Source organism: Curtobacterium sp. YC1, assembly GCF_016267665.1.
Taxonomy (GTDB): domain Bacteria; phylum Actinomycetota; class Actinomycetes; order Actinomycetales; family Microbacteriaceae; genus Curtobacterium.
The window spans coordinates 344157-360095 of record NZ_CP066341.1; the positions used below are offsets into that span (position 1 = coordinate 344157).

Sequence of the window (15939 nt, forward strand, 5' to 3'; positions counted from 1 at the left end):
CACCACCGAGCAGCTCTTCGACTACACCCTGCGCTCGCACCCGGGCGCCGGCGAGGTCCCGAGCGACCCCACCCCGACCCTGCCGATGGCCAAGGCGCTCAACGCCGGGCTCGCCGCGGCCATGGAAGCGGACGACAAGGTCCTGCTCATGGGCGAGGACATCGGCGCACTCGGCGGTGTCTTCCGCATCACCGAGGGCCTGCAGGACCGCTTCGGCCCCGAGCGCGTGCGGGACACCCCGCTCGCCGAGGCCGGGATCATCGGCACCGCGATCGGTCTCGCCCTGCGCGGGTACCGTCCCGTCGTCGAGATCCAGTTCGACGGCTTCGTCTGGCCGGGCTTCGACCAGATCACCTCGCAGCTCGCGAAGATGCAGAACCGCCTGCCGGCGCACATGTCGTTGCCGGTCGTCATCCGCATCCCCTACGGCGGCCACATCGGCGCCGTCGAGCACCACCAGGAGTCCCCGGAGGCGTACTTCGCGCACACCCCCGGTCTCCGCGTGGTCAGCCCGAGCACCCCGAACGACGCCTACTGGATGATCCAGGAGGCGATCGCGTCGAAGGACCCGGTGGTCTTCCTCGAGCCGAAGTCGCGCTACTGGCCGAAGGGCCAGGTCGACCTGGTCGACGGCCACGTCCCGATGCACACCACCCGCGTCGCCCGCACCGGCACCGAGGTCACCCTCGTCGGTCACGGCGCGATGGTCGCCACCCTGATGCAGGCGGCGGAGCTCGCCGAGGCCGAGGGCACGAGCTGCGAGGTCATCGACCTGCGCTCGATCTCGCCGATCGACTGGGAGCCGCTGCTCGCCTCGGTGCGCAAGACCGGTCGCCTGGTCATCGCGCAGGAGGCCTCCGGCTTCGTCAGCGTCGGCAGCGAGATCGCCGCCACCGTCGCCGAGAAGGCGTTCTACACGATGCAGGCGCCGCCGCTTCGGGTGTCCGGCTTCGACGTGCCGTTCCCGGTGTCGAAGCTCGAACACCTGCACCTGCCGGACGCCGACCGTGTCCTCGAGGCCGTCGACCGCGCCCTCGCCTACTGACCAACCCGACCGAGATCGCGAAGGAGCCGTAGTGGCCGCCGCCGAATTCCCCCTGCCCGACGTGGGCGAAGGCCTCACCGAGGCCGAGATCGTGCAGTGGCGCGTCGCGATCGGGGACGAGATCGCCGTCGACCAGGTGCTCGTCGAGATCGAGACCGCGAAGTCGCTCGTCGAGCTGCCCTCGCCGTTCGCCGGCACCGTCACGGGTCTGCTCGTGTCCGAGGGGGACACGGTCGAGGTCGGCAAGCCGATCATCCGCGTCGACTCCGACGCGTCGGTCGCGTCCGGCGCGGCCGTCACGCCCCCCGCAGAGCAGTCGGGAGGCCCGGCACCCGTCGCCCCGGCCACCCCGGCCGCACCCGTGGCCGCGTCCACCCCGCCTGCTCCCGCCGCGACGCCGGCCCCGGTCGCGCAGACCCCGCCGGCCGCCGCTGCCGCCCCGGCACCCGCCGCGACGGCTGCACCGGTCGCCACCCCGTCCCCCGCGACGCCGGCCCCGTCGGTGGCCGCCGACGCCACCGTCCAGGCTGCGGACGAGTCCTCCGGCGCCGTCCTCGTCGGCTACGGCTCGGCCACCTCGTCGCCGTCCCGTCGCAAGCCGGGTGCGCGGCGGGCCGCAGCGCTCGCGGCCGAGGCGAGCCGTGCCTCCAGTGCGGACCCGATCGCTGCCGAACTGGCCGCGACCGACCCCGGTGAGGAGGCGACGGCCGAAGCCGTCGCGGCGCAGGGCACGAGCCTGGCGCGCAAGCAGTCGCCCGCCGCGAACGTGCTCGCGAAGCCGCCGATCCGCAAGCTCGCGAAGGACCTGGGCGTCGAGCTGACCGAGATCGTCGCGACCGGACTCGCCGGCGAGGTCACGCGCGACGACGTCATCCGCCACGCCAAGCAGGCCAGCGTCTTCCGCAACATCGAGACGCCCGAGTGGGGCGACGTCCGCCGCGAGACCATCCCGGTGAAGGGCGTCCGCAAGGCGATCGCGACGGCGATGACCACCTCGGCGTTCACGGCGCCGCACGTGTCGCTGTTCGTCGACGTCGACGCGACCCGCACCATGGAGTTCGTCAAGCGGCTCAAGGCCTCGCCGACGTTCGCCGGGGTCAAGGTCTCGCCGCTGCTCATCGTCGCGAAGGCCGTCATCTGGGCGGTCCGCCGCAACCGCTCGGTGAACTCGACCTGGACCGACAGCGAGATCATCGTCCACCACTTCGTGAACCTCGGCATCGCCGCGGCCACCCCGCGCGGGCTGATCGTGCCGAACATCAAGGACGCGCAGGACATGTCCCTGTTCGAGCTCGCCCAGGCGCTGGAGGAGCTCACGCTGACCGCCCGCGACGGCAAGACCACCCCGAAGCAGATGGCGAACGGCACGGTGTCGATCACCAACATCGGTGTCTTCGGCATGGACACCGGGACCCCGATCCTCAACCCGGGCGAGGTCGCGATCGTCGCCATGGGCACGATCAAGCCGAAGCCGTGGGTCGTCGACGGCGAGGTCCGTTCGCGCATGGTGACGACCATCGGCGCCTCGTTCGACCACCGGGTCGTCGACGGCGACGTGGCCTCGCGCTTCGTGCACGACGTGGCGTCGGTGCTCGAGGAGCCCGCGCTCCTGCTCGACTAGGGCTCCGCGCAGGGGCAGTCTCGGCGGTCGTTCCGCTTCGTGAGCAGGAATGGTCGGGTTGCTCCGAGCCACTCGACCATTCCTGCTCACGATGCGCCGGCTCGCGGACTCGTCGCGTGGTGTTCACGTCGATGTCGGTGGTCGGCGGCATGATCGGTGCATGGTCCACCAGCTCCTGACCCCTTCGCAGGAGATCCGAACGGATCGCCTCCTGCTCACGCCGCTGTCACCGGCCGACATCGACGACGTCCACGCGCTGTTCTCCGACGCCCGGACGTGGCAGCACCTGCCGAGCGGTCGACACGTCGCGCGGAGCTCGAGCGTCGACATGGTGCAGCGCAAGATCGGCGGCCGAGCGCGGTACGGGTTGGGCTCGTGGGCCGTCCGGACCGCGTCCGACCACGGCTTCGTCGGGGTCGGTGGTGTCGACATGACCGCCGTCAGGGTCTGGAACCTCGGGTACCGCCTGGCGCCCGACGCCTGGGGCCAGGGCTACGCGTCCGAGATCGCCGGTGCCGCCGTCCGGGCCGCCGCCGAGACCGATGCCGGGGTGCCGGTCACCGGCCGGGTGCTCACGAACAACCCCGCGTCCGCCGCAGTGCTCCGTCGCGCCGGGCTCTCGCTCGTGTGGCAGGGGGCTCCCGGGGTGCAGACGCAGGCCGCTGCCGGGGTCGAGGGGCAGGTCTGGACGGACCGCGCGCTCTCCGACGAGCAGTTCGCCTGGCTCGTGCGCAACGCCTGAGCGCGCCAGCCGCCGTCGGGCGCTCACGTTGGTCTTCCGAGATCGACTCGCTACTGTGATGGGGACTGGTCATGTCCGCACATGACCACCGAGCAGATCAGCGATGGAGCCGAGGAGCCGATGACGAGCCGCATCACCGAGGGCGCCGAACCCAAGCACCAGCAGCTGCGGCGCATCCTGCTCGACCTCGTCACCACCCGACTGGCTCCCGGGGCGGCGATCCCGTCCGAACGGCAGCTCATCGCCGAGTACGGGGTCTCCCGGATCACCGTGCGCGAAGCCCTCGGGCAGCTCGTCAACGAGGGCTACCTGGAACGCGTCCGCGGCAAGGGCACCTTCGTGGCGCACCGCCCGGTGCAGTCGACGCTCCACCTGGCGTCGTTCACCGAGGAGATGCGGGCGATGGGGCACGAGCCGACGACGGTCGTGCTCGTCCGCGAGGAGTGCGTCCCGCCGAGCGACACGGCCGCCGCGCTCCGGATCGACGCGGACGTGCCGGCCTTCCACGTGAAGCGGCTCCGCATGGCCGACGGGGCACCGGTGTCGGTCGACGACGCCTGGCTCGTCGCCGACGCGTTCCCGGGCCTGCTCGACCACGACCTGTCCGGGTCGGTCTACTCGATCATCGCGACGGAGTACGGCACCCCGATCGACCGCGCGCAGCAGACCGTCGCCGCGAACCCCGCCGCCGACGACGTCGCGACCCTGCTCGGCACGCGCACCGGTGCGCCGCTGCTCGAGTTCGACCGGGTGTCGTACGCCGCCGACCGCCCGGTGGAGCACACCAGGAGCTGGTACCGCTCGGACCGCTACCGGGTGCAGATGGAGGTCACCGCCACCCGCGTCTTCGCCTAGCCGCGGCGCCGGGCCCCCGGGATGCGAGAGCGACCGTGTCCCGCGCACGTTCCGCGGGACACAGTCGCTCTGGTGGGGGAGACCCCCTAGACCTCGAAGAGGGTGTCGCCGTCCAGCACCGTGGTGCCGACGGTGCCCTGGTCGACCGAGTCCGGCGTCGAGCCGAGCACGACGACGGGGCACACCGGCGAGTAGCCGGCGGCCGAGATGACCGAGGGGGTGAACCGGACGACCGGGTCGCCGGCGGTGACGGCGGCGCCCTCGGCGACGAGGAGCTCGAAGCCCTCACCCGACAGCTTCACGGTGTCGATGCCGACGTGCACCAGGACGTCGGTGCCCGCGGTGCCCTGCAGCGCGAACGCGTGCGGGTGCAGCTTGACGATCGTGCCGTCGACCGGGGCCACCGCGGTGACCGCACCCTCGACGCCCGTCGGGTCGACCGCGACACCGGCGCCGACGAGCTGCCCGGCGAACACCGGGTCGGGCACGTCGGCGAGTGCGACGACCGGGCCGCCGAACGGGGTGCGGACGGCGGTCACAGCTCGTCCTGGATGTCCTGCGCGAGGTTGTCGGCGATCGGACCGACGATGACCTGCCAGCCGGTGCCGCCACCGACCACAGCCTGGGCCCCGGCGGTCTTCAGGGCGTCCTTGTCGACCAGGTCGCCGTCCTCGACCTCGACGCGGAGGCGCGTGATGCAGCCCTCGACCTCTTCGATGTTGTCGGCACCGCCGAGCGCGGCGATGATGTCGGCTGCCTTGATGTCGGCCATCGTTTCCTCCTCGTTAAGGGTTCTCGTACCAGGTTGACACCGGACTCCGAGCGGTTCAGACTACGGAACTGGTCATGACCGGACAGGACCGGGCCTGGGCGACTCCGCCCGAGGTTACCTGCGCCGGCTGCACGACTCAACTCACCCCGACAGCTCCACCCGATGACGAGAGGAACGCCGATGAGCACCGCTGCTGCAACGGACGTGCCGGAGAAGAAGAAGCCGAAGAAGCAGTCGAAGCTGTTCGCGCAAGCCCAGCGCCTCGGCCGCAGTCTGCTGCTGCCGATCGCGGTGATGCCGGCCGCCGGTATCCTCAACCGCCTCGGTCAGGCGGACATGCTCGGCGCGATCCCCGGCTTCGAGCAGGGGGCGTCGGTCATCGGCGCCGCCGGCAACGCGATCTTCACCTGGCTGCCGCTCCTCTTCGCCGTCGGCATCGCCATCGGCTGGGCCAAGAAGTCCGACGGCACCACGGCGCTCGCCGCGGTCGTCGGCTACATGGTCATGTACGAGGTGTGGAAGGTCATGTCGCCGATCGTCCTGGCCGGTGTCGAGGACGCCAACGGCGAGCAGAAGATGATCAACTACGGCGTCCTCGGCGGCATCGTGATGGGTCTCGTGTCCGCGACGATGTGGCAGCGGTTCCACCGCACGAAGATGCCCGACTTCCTCGGGTTCTTCTCGGGTCGTCGACTCGTGCCGATCCTGACCGCGGCCGCCGGCCTGGTCATCGCCGTGCTGATGTCCTTCGTGTACCGCTACTTCGACATCGCCCTGACCGCTGCCGGCGAGGCCGTCTCGGACAACGCCGTGATCGGTGGTGGCATCTTCGGGTTCGCGAACCGCATGCTCATCCCGATCGGTCTGCACCAGCTGCTCAACTTCTTCCCGTGGTTCCAGCTCGGCAGCTTCAGCAGCGGCGGCATGACGTACCACGGCGACATCCAGCGCTTCCTCGCCGGTGACCCGACGGCCGGCATCTTCCAGACCGGGTTCTTCCCGATCATGATGTTCGCCCTGCCCGCCGGTGCCCTGGCGATCTGGCGCAACGCCAAGCCGCAGAACCGCAAGCTCGTCGGCGGCATCATGCTCTCGGCCGCGCTCACCTCGTTCGTGACCGGCATCACCGAGCCGCTCGAGTACTCGTTCATGTTCGTGGCGTTCCCGCTCTACGTGATCCACGCCGTGCTCACGGGGACCTCGCTCGCCCTGGTGAACGCCCTGGGCATCCGCGACGGGTTCTCGTTCTCGGCCGGGGCGATCGACTTCGTGCTCAACCTCGGCAAGTCCGAGGGCGGCCTCTGGCTCATCCCGATCGGACTCGGGTACGCGGTCGTCTACTACTTCCTGTTCAGTTTCGTGATCAAGAAGTGGAACCTCCGCACCCCGGGGCGTGAGGACGACACGATCGCCGACAACACGATCGACGCGGCCACCAAGCCGTAGACGTCACCCTGTGACGGACGGGAGGCGCGGTGCCGGCTGGCACCGCGCCTCCCGTCCGTCGTCCCGGGGCGACACGTGCCCGACCGATGAGAGCGGTTTTGACAATCGTTATCAGCAAGCGGTACCGTCGGCACATGCGCAACCGCTTCCTCGCCCTCCCGCTCGTCGCCGGTGCCGCTGCGCTCGCCCTGACCGGGTGCGCGACCTCGTCCGCCTCGGGCGACGCCAGCAGCGACGGCACGATCAAGGTCGTGGCCTCCACGAACGTCTACGGCTCGATCGTGCAGAGCATCGGCGGTGACGCCGTCTCGGTCACGAGCATCCTGGACGACCCGTCGCAGGACCCGCACTCGTTCGAGTCGAGCGCCCGGACGCAGCTCGCCGTGTCGAAGGCCGACCTCATCATCGAGAACGGTGGCGGGTACGACGACTTCATGACGACGCTGGCCGACGCCTCGGACACGGAGGCCGACACGATCAACGTGGTCGAGCTGTCGGGCCTGGACCAGGGCGGCGACTTCAACGAGCACGTCTTCTACAGCTACCCGACGATGGTGAAGCTGGTCGACCAGGTCGCGAAGGACCTCAGTGCGCTCGACGCGGGCCGCGAGGACACGTTCCAGCAGAACGCCGACGCACTCACGAAGGAGCTCGAGGACCTCGAGTCGCAGACGGCCGAGGTCGAGCAGCAGGACGGCGGCGAGGAGGTCGCCTACACCGAGCCGGTGCCCGGGTACCTCTTCGACGCGATGGGGCTCGAGAACGAGACCCCCGAGGCCTTCGCCGAGGCGATCGAGGAGGACGACGACGTGCCGCCGGCCGCCCTCAAGGACACGCTCGCACTCTTCACCAGCGGGTCCGTCCGACTCCTGGCCTACAACGACCAGACCTCGAGCCCCGAGACCGAGCAGGTCGAGCAGGCCGCGAAGGACAACGACGTCCCGGTGGTGGGTGTGACGGAGACGCTCCCGAAGGGGGAGGATTACGTCTCGTGGCAGCAGGCGAACATCGACGCGGTGAAGGCGGCACTCCAGAAGTGACGACCTCGACCGCTCCGGCGGCGACCTCCGGCCCGGCGTCCACCTCGGTGGGCGACCGGGCTGCGGCTCGTCCGGTCCTCGCGCTGCGCGACGCCGGACTGTCGTACGGCGCCCGGACGCTGTGGACGGGGCTCGACCTGGACCTCGCGCCGGGGGAGTTCGTCGCGGTGCTCGGCCCGAACGGCGCCGGCAAGACCTCGCTCCTGAAGACCGTCCTGGGTCAGCAGCGTCTGACGAGCGGCACGATGTCCTTCCTGGGTCAGCCCGTGCACCGCGGGCACCGGAAGATCGGGTACATCCCGCAGCAGCGGTTGATGGAGGCCGGCACCCCGCTCCGGGCGCGGGACATGGTCGCGCAGGGCGTCACCGGGCACCGGTGGGGCATCCGGCCGACCTCGCGCGCGGACCGCGCGCGCGTCGACCGGGTCCTCGACGAGGTCGGCGCGACGGCGTTCGCCGACGCACCCGTCGCCGACCTGTCCGGCGGCGAGCAGCAGCGCACCCGCGTGGGGCAGGCCATCGCCGCCGACCCGGCCCTGCTGCTCTGCGACGAGCCCCTCATCTCGCTCGACCTGCGGCACCAGCGCGGGGTCACCGAGCTGATCGACCGCCAGCGCCGGCAGCACGACGCGGCCGTGCTGTTCGTGACGCACGACGTGAACCCGATCCTCGACGTCGTCGACCGGGTGCTCTACATCGCCGGTGGGCGGTTCCGGATCGGCGCACCGGACGAGGTCCTGCGTGCCGACGTGCTCAGCGAGCTGTACGGCACCCCCGTCGACGTCGTCCGGACCATGGGGCGCATCGTGATCGTCGGGGCGAACGAGGCGCACGACCACCACGCGGGCGAGGTCGACCCGCACGCCGTCGCGCCCGACGAGGGGCGGATCTGATGGACCTGCTGTCGTCCGTCTTCTCGTTCCAGGACTACGGCGAACTCCTGGTGCTCGTCCGGAACTCGATCTGGGCCGGCGCGGTGCTCGGCATCGTCGGCGGCCTGATCGGCCCGTTCGTCGTCGCGCGCAACATGCCCTTCGCGGTGCACGGCATCTCGGAGCTCTCGTTCGCCGGGGCCAGCGCGTCGCTGCTGCTCGGGGTCAACGTCGTCACGGGATCACTCGTGGGATCGATCATCGCGGCGCTGCTCATCGGCGTGCTCGGCTCGCGGGCCCGGGAGCGCAACTCGATCATCGCCGTGCTCATGCCGTTCGGGCTCGGGTTGGGGATCCTCTGCCTCGCGCTCTACAAGGGCCGGGCGGCGAACAAGTTCGGGCTGCTCACCGGCCAGATCGTCTCGGTCGACAACCCGCAGCTGACCTTCCTGATCGTGATCGCGGTCATCGTCGTGGCGACGCTGCTCGTCATCTGGCGGCCGCTCATGTTCGCCTCGGTCGACCCCGACGTGGCCGCGGCCGCCGGCATCCCCGTGCGGACGCTCGCGATCGTCTTCATGCTCGTGCTCGGACTGGCGACCGCGGTGTCGGTGCAGATCGTGGGCGCGCTCCTCGTGCTCTCCCTGCTCGTCACCCCGGCGGCCGCGGCGCTGCGGCTGTCGTCGCACCCGGTCCTGGTGCCCGTGCTGTCGACGGTCTTCGCCGTGGTGTCGGTCGTCGGTGGGATCCTGCTCGCGCTCGGCGGCGGTCTGCCGATCAGCCCGTACGTGACGACGATCTCGTTCGCCATCTGGGTGGTCTGCCGGATCATCGGGTCGCGGCGGGACCGCCGTGGGCGCGACCGGGTCGCCCGCCGCGACGGGCGGGGCGGTGGCGCACCGGGCCTCCAGGCCGGGACGACCGGGACGACCGGAACGGCCGGGACGACCGGGACCGCAGGATCAGCCGAGACGAAGGTGGGTGCCCCAGCATGAACGCCGTGCAGAAGAACAAGCGGAACACGTGGCAGCGCGAAGCCGTCCGCGGCGCGCTCGACTCCACCGAGGGCTTCGTCAGCGCGCAGGCGCTGCACCAGCACCTGCGCGACGAGGGCTCGACGATCGGGCTCGCCACCGTGTACCGCGCGCTCGCCGACCTGGCGACCGAGGGCGACGCCGACTCGCTGCAGCAGGACGGTGAGTCGCTGTACCGAGCGTGCACGACCGACTCGCACCACCACCACCTGATCTGCCGGAACTGCGGTCGGACCGTCGAGATCGAGGCCGACCCCGTCGAGCAGTGGGCGCAGGACGTCGCCGCCGCCAACGGCTTCACGAACGCCAGCCACGTGGTCGACATCTTCGGCGAATGCGCCGCCTGCACCGCGGCACGGACGTCGGGCACGGCCGCCGAGTAGCCTCCGAGCATGCACGTCATCCTGGTCCCCGGGTTCTGGCTCGACGCGAGCGCGTGGGACGACGTCGCGCCGCTGCTCCGCGCAGCCGGCCACTCGGTGCAGGCCGTCACCCGTGACGGCGACACCCTCGACGAACAGGTCGACGCGCTGGTCGCGATCCTGGACGACGTCGCCTCGCCCGACGAGCCGGTGGTGCTGGCCGGGCACTCCGGCGCGGGGCCGATCGCGTACATGGCCGCCGACCAGCGGCCCTCGCTCGTGGCCCACCTGCTCTACGTCGACACGTTCCCCGGGCCCGAGGGCGGGTGCGTCAACGACGAGCTGCCCGTGGTCGACGGGGCGGTGCCGCTGCCGTCGTGGGACGTCTGGGAACCCGCGACCGTGCGCGGCATGACGCCGGAGGTGCGACAGGACGTCGAACGCCGGGCGATCCCCGAGCCGGCCTCGGTGCCGTCCGACCGGTTCCACTACACCGACGCTGCGCGGCACACCATCCCGGCGACGATCATCACGTGCGAGATCCCCGCGGCCGAGCTGCTGGCGATGGTGGCCGACCACCAGGCCTGGGCGGCGGAGCTCGTCGCCACCGAGGACCTGTCGATCGTCGGACTCGAGACGGGGCACTGGCCGATGTTCACGGCGCCCGAGCAGCTCGGCGAGCTCATGGTGCAGGCCCTGGCCCCGAGGCCCACGCAGGGCCCGTAGCGCGGGCGCGGCGCCTGCCGCGCCCCGGGTCGCCCGCGCCGTCCGCGCGCACCGCGCCGCGCCGCCCGCCCCGTCGAGTGAGCAGGAGACGTCGGGGGCGTGTGCGGTACCCGACGTCTTCTGCTCACTCGGGGCGGTGATCGGGACCACACGGCCACGCGACCGGTCGCGCCCGGCCGCACCGGGCCTCCCGACCTGGAGGCGCGGCTTGCGACACGCCCGGTCCTCGCGTAACGTGGACCCCTGGTTCTCCGCGTCCGCGCGGCGAGCCCAGTTGTTCCAAGCCCTCCGACCGTCGCGAACGCCGCGGTCGCGCGGTGTCCACATCCTCTTCGACAGAGGTTGCGGGCCTGGGCGGTCCGTACAACCCCCTCGCACGCTCCACTCCGGTGGTCGTGCGCGTGCGGACCAGGCAAGTGAACTTGGGTGCGGCCGTCCGGTCGCACGGTACTCAGGAGGAAACCATGGCAGCAGTGTGCCAGGTGACCGGCGCCGTTCCCGGCTTCGGTCACAACATCTCGCACTCGCACCGCCGGACGAAGCGCCGCTTCGACCCGAACGTGCAGAAGAAGACGTACTACGTGCCCTCGCTTCGTCGTAACGTCACGCTCACGCTCAGCGCGAAGGGCATCAAGGTGATCGACGCACGCGGCATCGAGTCCGTCGTCAAGGATCTCCTCGCCCGTGGGGAGAAGATCTGATGGCGAAAAAGGGTCAGGACATCCGTCCGATCATCAAGCTCCGCTCGACGGCGGGCACCGGGTTCACGTACGTGACCAAGAAGAACCGTCGGAACAACCCCGACCGACTCGTGCTCAAGAAGTACGACCCGGTGATCCGCAAGCACGTCGACTTCCGTGAGGAGCGCTAAGCATGGCGAAGAAGAGCAAGATCGCGAAGAACAACCAGCGTGCCGTCATCATCGCGCGCTACGCCGAGCGTCGTCTCGAGCTGAAGAAGGCCCTCGTGGACCCGAACGGCACCGACGAGTCGCGTGAGGCCGCCCGCGTGGGCCTGCAGAAGCTGCCCCGCGACGCATCGCCCATCCGCTACCGCAACCGCGACGCCATCGACGGCCGCCCCCGTGGCCACCTCGGTGAGTTCGGCATCAGCCGTGTCCGCTTCCGCGACATGGCCCACCGCGGCGAGCTCCCCGGCATCACGAAGAGCTCCTGGTAAGCACCCGCAGCACCCGACGCCCCGTCACCTCCTGGTGGCGGGGCGTTCGCTGTGTCCGGGGTACATCGGACCGTTCATTCGTCACATCTGCCCCTCCAGTACCCCCTCGGAGCCCCGACAACCCCGGAAATCCGGGCGAGTCGGCTGTTTTCACCCTGGGTGGCTGGTAGGTTCAACTCCGGTTCCGCCGGGCCCTCGGCCCACTGGCACCGTGGCACGGGGCAACCGCTCCGGGCGCCGGACGACACGTGCGTCCGACCGATACTGCAAGAAGTCCGAGGAGGACATCCATGGCTGACAAGTCACTGAACCGCACCGAGCTCGTCGCTGCCGTCGCCGCTGAGTCCGGCCAGAGCCAGGCCACCGTCAACGGCGTCGTCGACGCGCTCTTCAGCGTCGTCTCGTCGTCCGTCGCCGACGGCACGAAGGTCACGATCCCCGGTTGGATCGCCTTCGAGAAGACGCACCGCGCCGCCCGCACCGGCCGCAACCCGCAGACGGGTGACGCCATCGAGATCGCCGCGAGCGACTCGGTCAAGGTCAGCGCCGGCTCGAAGCTCAAGGCTGCGGTCAAGTAAGACTGTTCCGCGCACCGGGAGGGACGGCTTCGGCCGTCCCTTCCGTCGTTCCCGGGAGGCCCGTCCCGGCTTCCACAGATCGGCCCGCCGGGTTCGGTGGCCGGGTGGCCACCACCTAGGCTTGACGGGTGAACCGGATCGCCCGCACCGCCGGTCCCGCCGTGCTCCTGCTCGTCGGGTTCGTCGCGCTGCTCACGGCGCTCGTCGTCGGCGGTGGGGCCGACCCCGCGCAGATCGCCGACCCCGGTCCCGCCGTCCGGTTCGGCCTCCCCATCGCGCGGCTCGTCGTCGACCTGTCCGCGGCCACCGCGATCGGCGCTCTCGCCCTCGCCGCCGTCGGGCTCTCCCGCTCCGGCCCCGAGTGGAACCGCGCCATCGACGTCGCCGCAGGTGCGAGCGGCATCTGGACGGTGTCCTCGGCCGTCGCCACCTTCTGCACCTTCCTCAGCGTCGCCGGCTCGCGGGTCAGCCTCGACGAGCAGTTCGGGCAGTCGATGGGCGTGTTCCTCACCGGCACCGACCTCGGGCTCGCCTGGCTGGTCACGGTGCTCGTCGCGGCGGCCGTCACGGTGCTCTGCTTCGCCGTCCGGTCGCGGGGCATGGTCGCCCTGACCGCCGGTGTGTCGATGATCGGCCTCATCCCGCTCGCACAGCAGGGGCACGCCGCGGGGACGGCCAGCCACGACGCCGCCGTCACCGCCCTGGGGCTGCACCTGGTGGGCGCAGCGCTGTGGGTCGGCGGGCTCGTGCTCCTCGTGCTCCTGCAGGGGGTGCTGACCGGTGACCGGCTCGCCGCCGTGGTCGCGCGGTACTCGAGCATCGCCCTCGGTTGCTTCGTGCTCGTCGCCGTCTCGGGCATCGCCTCCGCGCAGATCCGCGTCGGGGCGCTGTCGAACCTGGCGACGCCGTACGGCACGCTCGTGCTGGTCAAGATCGGCGCCATCGTCGCGATGGGCGTCCTCGGCGCGCTGCAGCGCCGTCGGGCCATCCGCGCGCTGACGGCCGCACCGGACCGCCGCGGACCGTTCTGGGTGCTGGTCGTCGTCGAACTCGCGGTGATGGGCGTCGCGTCGGGCGTCGCCGCTGCGCTCGCGCGGACGGCCACCCCGGTCGACCGGGTCGCACCGAGCCGGACGGCGACCCCGACCCCGGCCGAGCTGCTGACCGACGACCCGCTGCCGTCGGCCCCGGGGGCCTGGGGCTGGCTGACGCAGTGGAACATCGACCTGTTCTGGCTCATGGTCGCCGTCCTGCTCGCGACGACGTACGCCGCCGGGGTGCTGCGTCTCCGCCGGGCCGGTGTGCGCTGGCCGGCACGACGTCCGGTGGCCGCGGCGATGGCCCTCCTCGCGCTCGTGGTCGCCACTTCCGGGTCGCTGCACCAGTACGACCGCTTCCTGCTCTCGGCCAACGTCGGGGCCCACGTGGTGATCGGTCTCGTCGTGCCGGCGCTGGCATGGGCTGCGGCACCGGTCGCGCTCGTCCGTGCCGCCGTGCACCCACGGACCGACGACAGCACCGGCGTGCGGGAGTGGACCAGGATCATCGTCGACCACCCCGCGGTGCGGTACCTGGCGCAGCCGTTCCCGGCCTTCGTGCTCGCTGGCGCGGTGTGGTGGGCGTTCTTCGCCACCGAGGCGCTGCGGTGGTCGGTGAGCGACCCGATCGGTCGGACCGTCGTCGACGTCGTCTTCCTCGTCGTGGGGCTGCTGGCCCTGCCGACGCTGTTCACGCCGGTCGGGGTCGGGCAGCGCCGCCCCTCCGTGCCCGCGGCGCTCGTCCGGGTCGTCGGGGCACTCGTGGTCGCCGCTGGGCTCGTGTCGCTCGGTGTCGCCCTGCGCGGACCCCTCGGGCTGGTCCAGGCGTCGTGGTTCGGTGGGATGGGGCGGACCTGGGGTCCGGACCCGCTCGTCGACCAGGCGCGTGCCGGGATCGTGCTCGTGGCCGCGGGCGTGCTGCTCCTGCTGGTCGTCGGCGCGGTGGTGGCCGTGCGGCTCCGGCGTGACGGCGGAGCGGTCGACCCGGTGCGTGCGGCAGGGGCCGAGGCCTCCGTGGCGGAGTCGGAGGCGGGGCCCGCGACCGCCCCGCTCGTCGACGGTGCGTCCGGGGTCTCCGGGGCGTCCGGCCGTGACGGTCGCGGCAGCCGCGAGGAGCTCGACTTCGACGACGCCAGTGACGACCTGGACCGTGCCCCGGAGGCCGACGCCCGATGAGCATCGAGCTGAGCGACGAGCAGCGCGCGGTCTTCGAGTACATCGAGCACACCCGCGACCACGTCTTCATCACCGGGCGTGCCGGCACCGGCAAGTCGACGCTGCTCAACCACCTGTCGTGGAACACCGAGAAGCAGGTCGTCATCTGCGCCCCGACCGGCGTCGCCGCGCTCAACGTCGGCGGACAGACGATCCACTCGCTGTTCCGGTTGCCGATCGGCCTCATCGCCGACGCCGAACTCCGTCAGGGCCCCGACACCCGGAAGCTCCTCAACACGATCGACACCCTGGTGATCGACGAGGTCTCCATGGTGAACGCCGACCTGCTCGACGGCATGGACCGCTCGCTGCGCAAGGCCCGCGGGCGGCAGTTCGAGGCGTTCGGCGGCGTGCAGGTCGTGATGTTCGGCGACCCGTACCAGCTGCCGCCGGTGCCGGGCGACGCCGACGAACGGGCCTACTTCACCGACCACTACCGCTCGATGTGGTTCTTCGACGCGAAGGTCTGGCTCGAGACCGAGCTCAACATCATCGAGCTCGCCACCGTGCACCGGCAGCGTGACGACGCCTTCGCCGCGATGCTCACCGCGGTCCGGCACGGCCGGGTCACCGCGGACATCGCCGGGCAGTTGAACGCCGCCGGCGCCCGTCCGGCACCGGACGACGCCATCACCCTGGCGACCCGCAACGACACGGTGGCGCGGATCAACAAGGCGGCGCTCGAGCGGTTGCCGGGCAAGGTGAAGACCGCCCGCGCCGACGTGAACGGCGACTTCGGCGGACGGAACTTCCCCGCCGACGAGGCCCTCGAGCTCAAGCCCGGCGCCCACGTGATGTTCCTGCGCAACGACGCCGACCAGCGGTGGGTGAACGGGACCCTCGGCGTCGTGACGGCGATCCGCGACACCGTGTGGGTGGACGTCGACGGGGAGTCGTTCGAGGTGCAGCCGTCGGTGTGGGAGAAGTTCAAGTACTCGTACGACGCCGACAAGAAGGAACTCAAGAAGGACACCGTCGGGGAGTTCCAGCAGTTCCCGCTCCGGCTCGCCTGGGCGGTGACGATCCACAAGTCGCAGGGCAGCACGTACGACCGGGCCGTGGTCGACCTGGGCAACCGGGTGTTCAGTGCTGGGCAGACCTACGTGGCGCTGTCGCGGTTGACCTCGCTCGAGGGGCTGTACCTGACCCGACCGCTCCGTCCGCAGGACATCATCGTCGACCTGGACGTCCGTCGCTTCATGTCCGAGGCGCCGCGCATCGTCGCGACCGAGCTCGAGGCGTCGGCACCCGGTACCCAGCCCGACGCCGACTGACGCCCGGGGTCCCCGCCGCCGTCCGAGGGCGCTGGTCGCCGGTGAGGTCGCACTCCGGCCGGCATCGCCGGCCCCGAACCGGGGCGGAGTGCGACCTCACCGGACCGCCGCGCCGCACCGCCGCGTCGCGCACACGCACGA

At 71.2% G+C, this 15939-nt stretch carries 18 protein-coding genes; 16 read left to right on the forward strand and 2 right to left on the reverse strand.

From position 1 onward, the window contains the following. The first annotated feature begins 85 nt into the window (after positions 1–85). The 4 genes from I8920_RS01770 to I8920_RS01785 all read left to right on the forward strand — a co-directional run bounded on the left by I8920_RS01770 (position 86) and on the right by I8920_RS01785 (position 4263). A complete protein-coding gene (locus I8920_RS01770) occupies positions 86–1045 on the forward strand; it encodes an alpha-ketoacid dehydrogenase subunit beta (RefSeq protein ID WP_225558219.1) in 960 nt (319 codons plus the stop codon). A gap of 31 nt (positions 1046–1076) precedes the next feature. Then, positions 1077–2666 carry a dihydrolipoamide acetyltransferase family protein gene (locus tag I8920_RS01775; protein ID WP_198657497.1) on the forward strand — a complete coding sequence of 530 codons (1590 nt, stop codon included), beginning with the start codon at positions 1077–1079 and terminating at the stop codon, positions 2664–2666. 160 nt (positions 2667–2826) lie between these two features. Further along, the gene (locus tag I8920_RS01780; protein ID WP_198657498.1) at positions 2827–3408 is read left to right on the forward strand and encodes a GNAT family N-acetyltransferase; all 582 of its coding nucleotides are present in this window, start codon (positions 2827–2829) and stop codon (positions 3406–3408) included. Between the two features lie 81 nt (positions 3409–3489). Then, a complete protein-coding gene (locus tag I8920_RS01785) occupies positions 3490–4263 on the forward strand; it encodes a GntR family transcriptional regulator (RefSeq protein WP_232832786.1) in 774 nt (257 codons plus the stop codon). 86 nt (positions 4264–4349) lie between these two features. Here I8920_RS01785 and I8920_RS01790 read toward each other — a convergent pair whose 3' ends face one another. Both I8920_RS01790 and I8920_RS01795 read right to left on the reverse strand, forming a co-directional pair. Next, entirely contained in the window at positions 4350–4802 is a 453-nt protein-coding gene (locus I8920_RS01790; RefSeq protein WP_198657499.1) for a PTS sugar transporter subunit IIA, read from the reverse strand. Beyond that, positions 4799–5035 (reverse strand): PTS transporter subunit EIIB, encoded by a 237-nt coding sequence (locus tag I8920_RS01795; RefSeq protein WP_071279534.1) that lies wholly within the window; start codon positions 5033–5035, stop codon positions 4799–4801. The genes I8920_RS01790 and I8920_RS01795 overlap by 4 nt, the downstream gene beginning before the upstream one ends. A 180-nt stretch (positions 5036–5215) precedes the next feature. On the opposite strand from I8920_RS01795, the gene I8920_RS01800 reads away from it, so the two are divergent. The 12 genes from I8920_RS01800 to I8920_RS01855 all read left to right on the forward strand — a co-directional run bounded on the left by I8920_RS01800 (position 5216) and on the right by I8920_RS01855 (position 15798). After that, entirely contained in the window at positions 5216–6481 is a 1266-nt protein-coding gene (locus I8920_RS01800; RefSeq protein WP_198657500.1) for a PTS transporter subunit EIIC, read from the forward strand. 134 nt (positions 6482–6615) lie between these two features. Beyond that, on the forward strand, positions 6616–7521 hold the full coding sequence (locus I8920_RS01805; RefSeq protein ID WP_198657501.1) for a metal ABC transporter solute-binding protein, Zn/Mn family: 906 nt from the start codon (positions 6616–6618) through the stop codon (positions 7519–7521). Between the two features lie 47 nt (positions 7522–7568). Beyond that, positions 7569–8414 (forward strand): metal ABC transporter ATP-binding protein, encoded by an 846-nt coding sequence (locus I8920_RS01810; protein WP_198658574.1) that lies wholly within the window; start codon positions 7569–7571, stop codon positions 8412–8414. Then, entirely contained in the window at positions 8414–9388 is a 975-nt protein-coding gene (locus I8920_RS01815) for a metal ABC transporter permease (protein ID WP_198657502.1), read from the forward strand. Before I8920_RS01810 ends, I8920_RS01815 begins: the two co-directional genes overlap by 1 nt. Further along, the gene (locus I8920_RS01820; protein ID WP_198657503.1) at positions 9385–9810 is read left to right on the forward strand and encodes a Fur family transcriptional regulator; all 426 of its coding nucleotides are present in this window, start codon (positions 9385–9387) and stop codon (positions 9808–9810) included. The genes I8920_RS01815 and I8920_RS01820 overlap by 4 nt, the downstream gene beginning before the upstream one ends. A gap of 9 nt (positions 9811–9819) precedes the next feature. Then, entirely contained in the window at positions 9820–10515 is a 696-nt protein-coding gene (locus tag I8920_RS01825; RefSeq protein ID WP_198657504.1) for an alpha/beta fold hydrolase, read from the forward strand. 464 nt (positions 10516–10979) lie between these two features. Further along, positions 10980–11216: a 50S ribosomal protein L28 gene (rpmB, locus tag I8920_RS01830; protein ID WP_027464952.1), complete on the forward strand. Its 237-nt coding sequence runs from the start codon at positions 10980–10982 to the stop codon at positions 11214–11216. Next, positions 11216–11386 carry a 50S ribosomal protein L33 gene (gene rpmG, locus I8920_RS01835; RefSeq protein ID WP_017886456.1) on the forward strand — a complete coding sequence of 57 codons (171 nt, stop codon included), beginning with the start codon at positions 11216–11218 and terminating at the stop codon, positions 11384–11386. Before rpmB ends, rpmG begins: the two co-directional genes overlap by 1 nt. A gap of 2 nt (positions 11387–11388) precedes the next feature. Further along, the gene (gene rpsN / locus I8920_RS01840; protein ID WP_017886455.1) at positions 11389–11694 is read left to right on the forward strand and encodes a 30S ribosomal protein S14; all 306 of its coding nucleotides are present in this window, start codon (positions 11389–11391) and stop codon (positions 11692–11694) included. A gap of 290 nt (positions 11695–11984) precedes the next feature. Further along, positions 11985–12272, forward strand: a complete 288-nt coding sequence (locus I8920_RS01845; protein WP_017886454.1) for an HU family DNA-binding protein — start codon at positions 11985–11987, stop codon at positions 12270–12272. A 128-nt stretch (positions 12273–12400) separates the two neighbouring features. Further along, complete coding sequence (locus I8920_RS01850) at positions 12401–14485, forward strand: cytochrome c oxidase assembly protein (protein ID WP_198657505.1); 2085 nt, start codon at positions 12401–12403, stop codon at positions 14483–14485. Continuing rightward, entirely contained in the window at positions 14482–15798 is a 1317-nt protein-coding gene (locus I8920_RS01855; protein WP_198657506.1) for an ATP-dependent DNA helicase, read from the forward strand. The genes I8920_RS01850 and I8920_RS01855 overlap by 4 nt, the downstream gene beginning before the upstream one ends. The last annotated feature ends 141 nt before the right edge of the window (positions 15799–15939 follow it).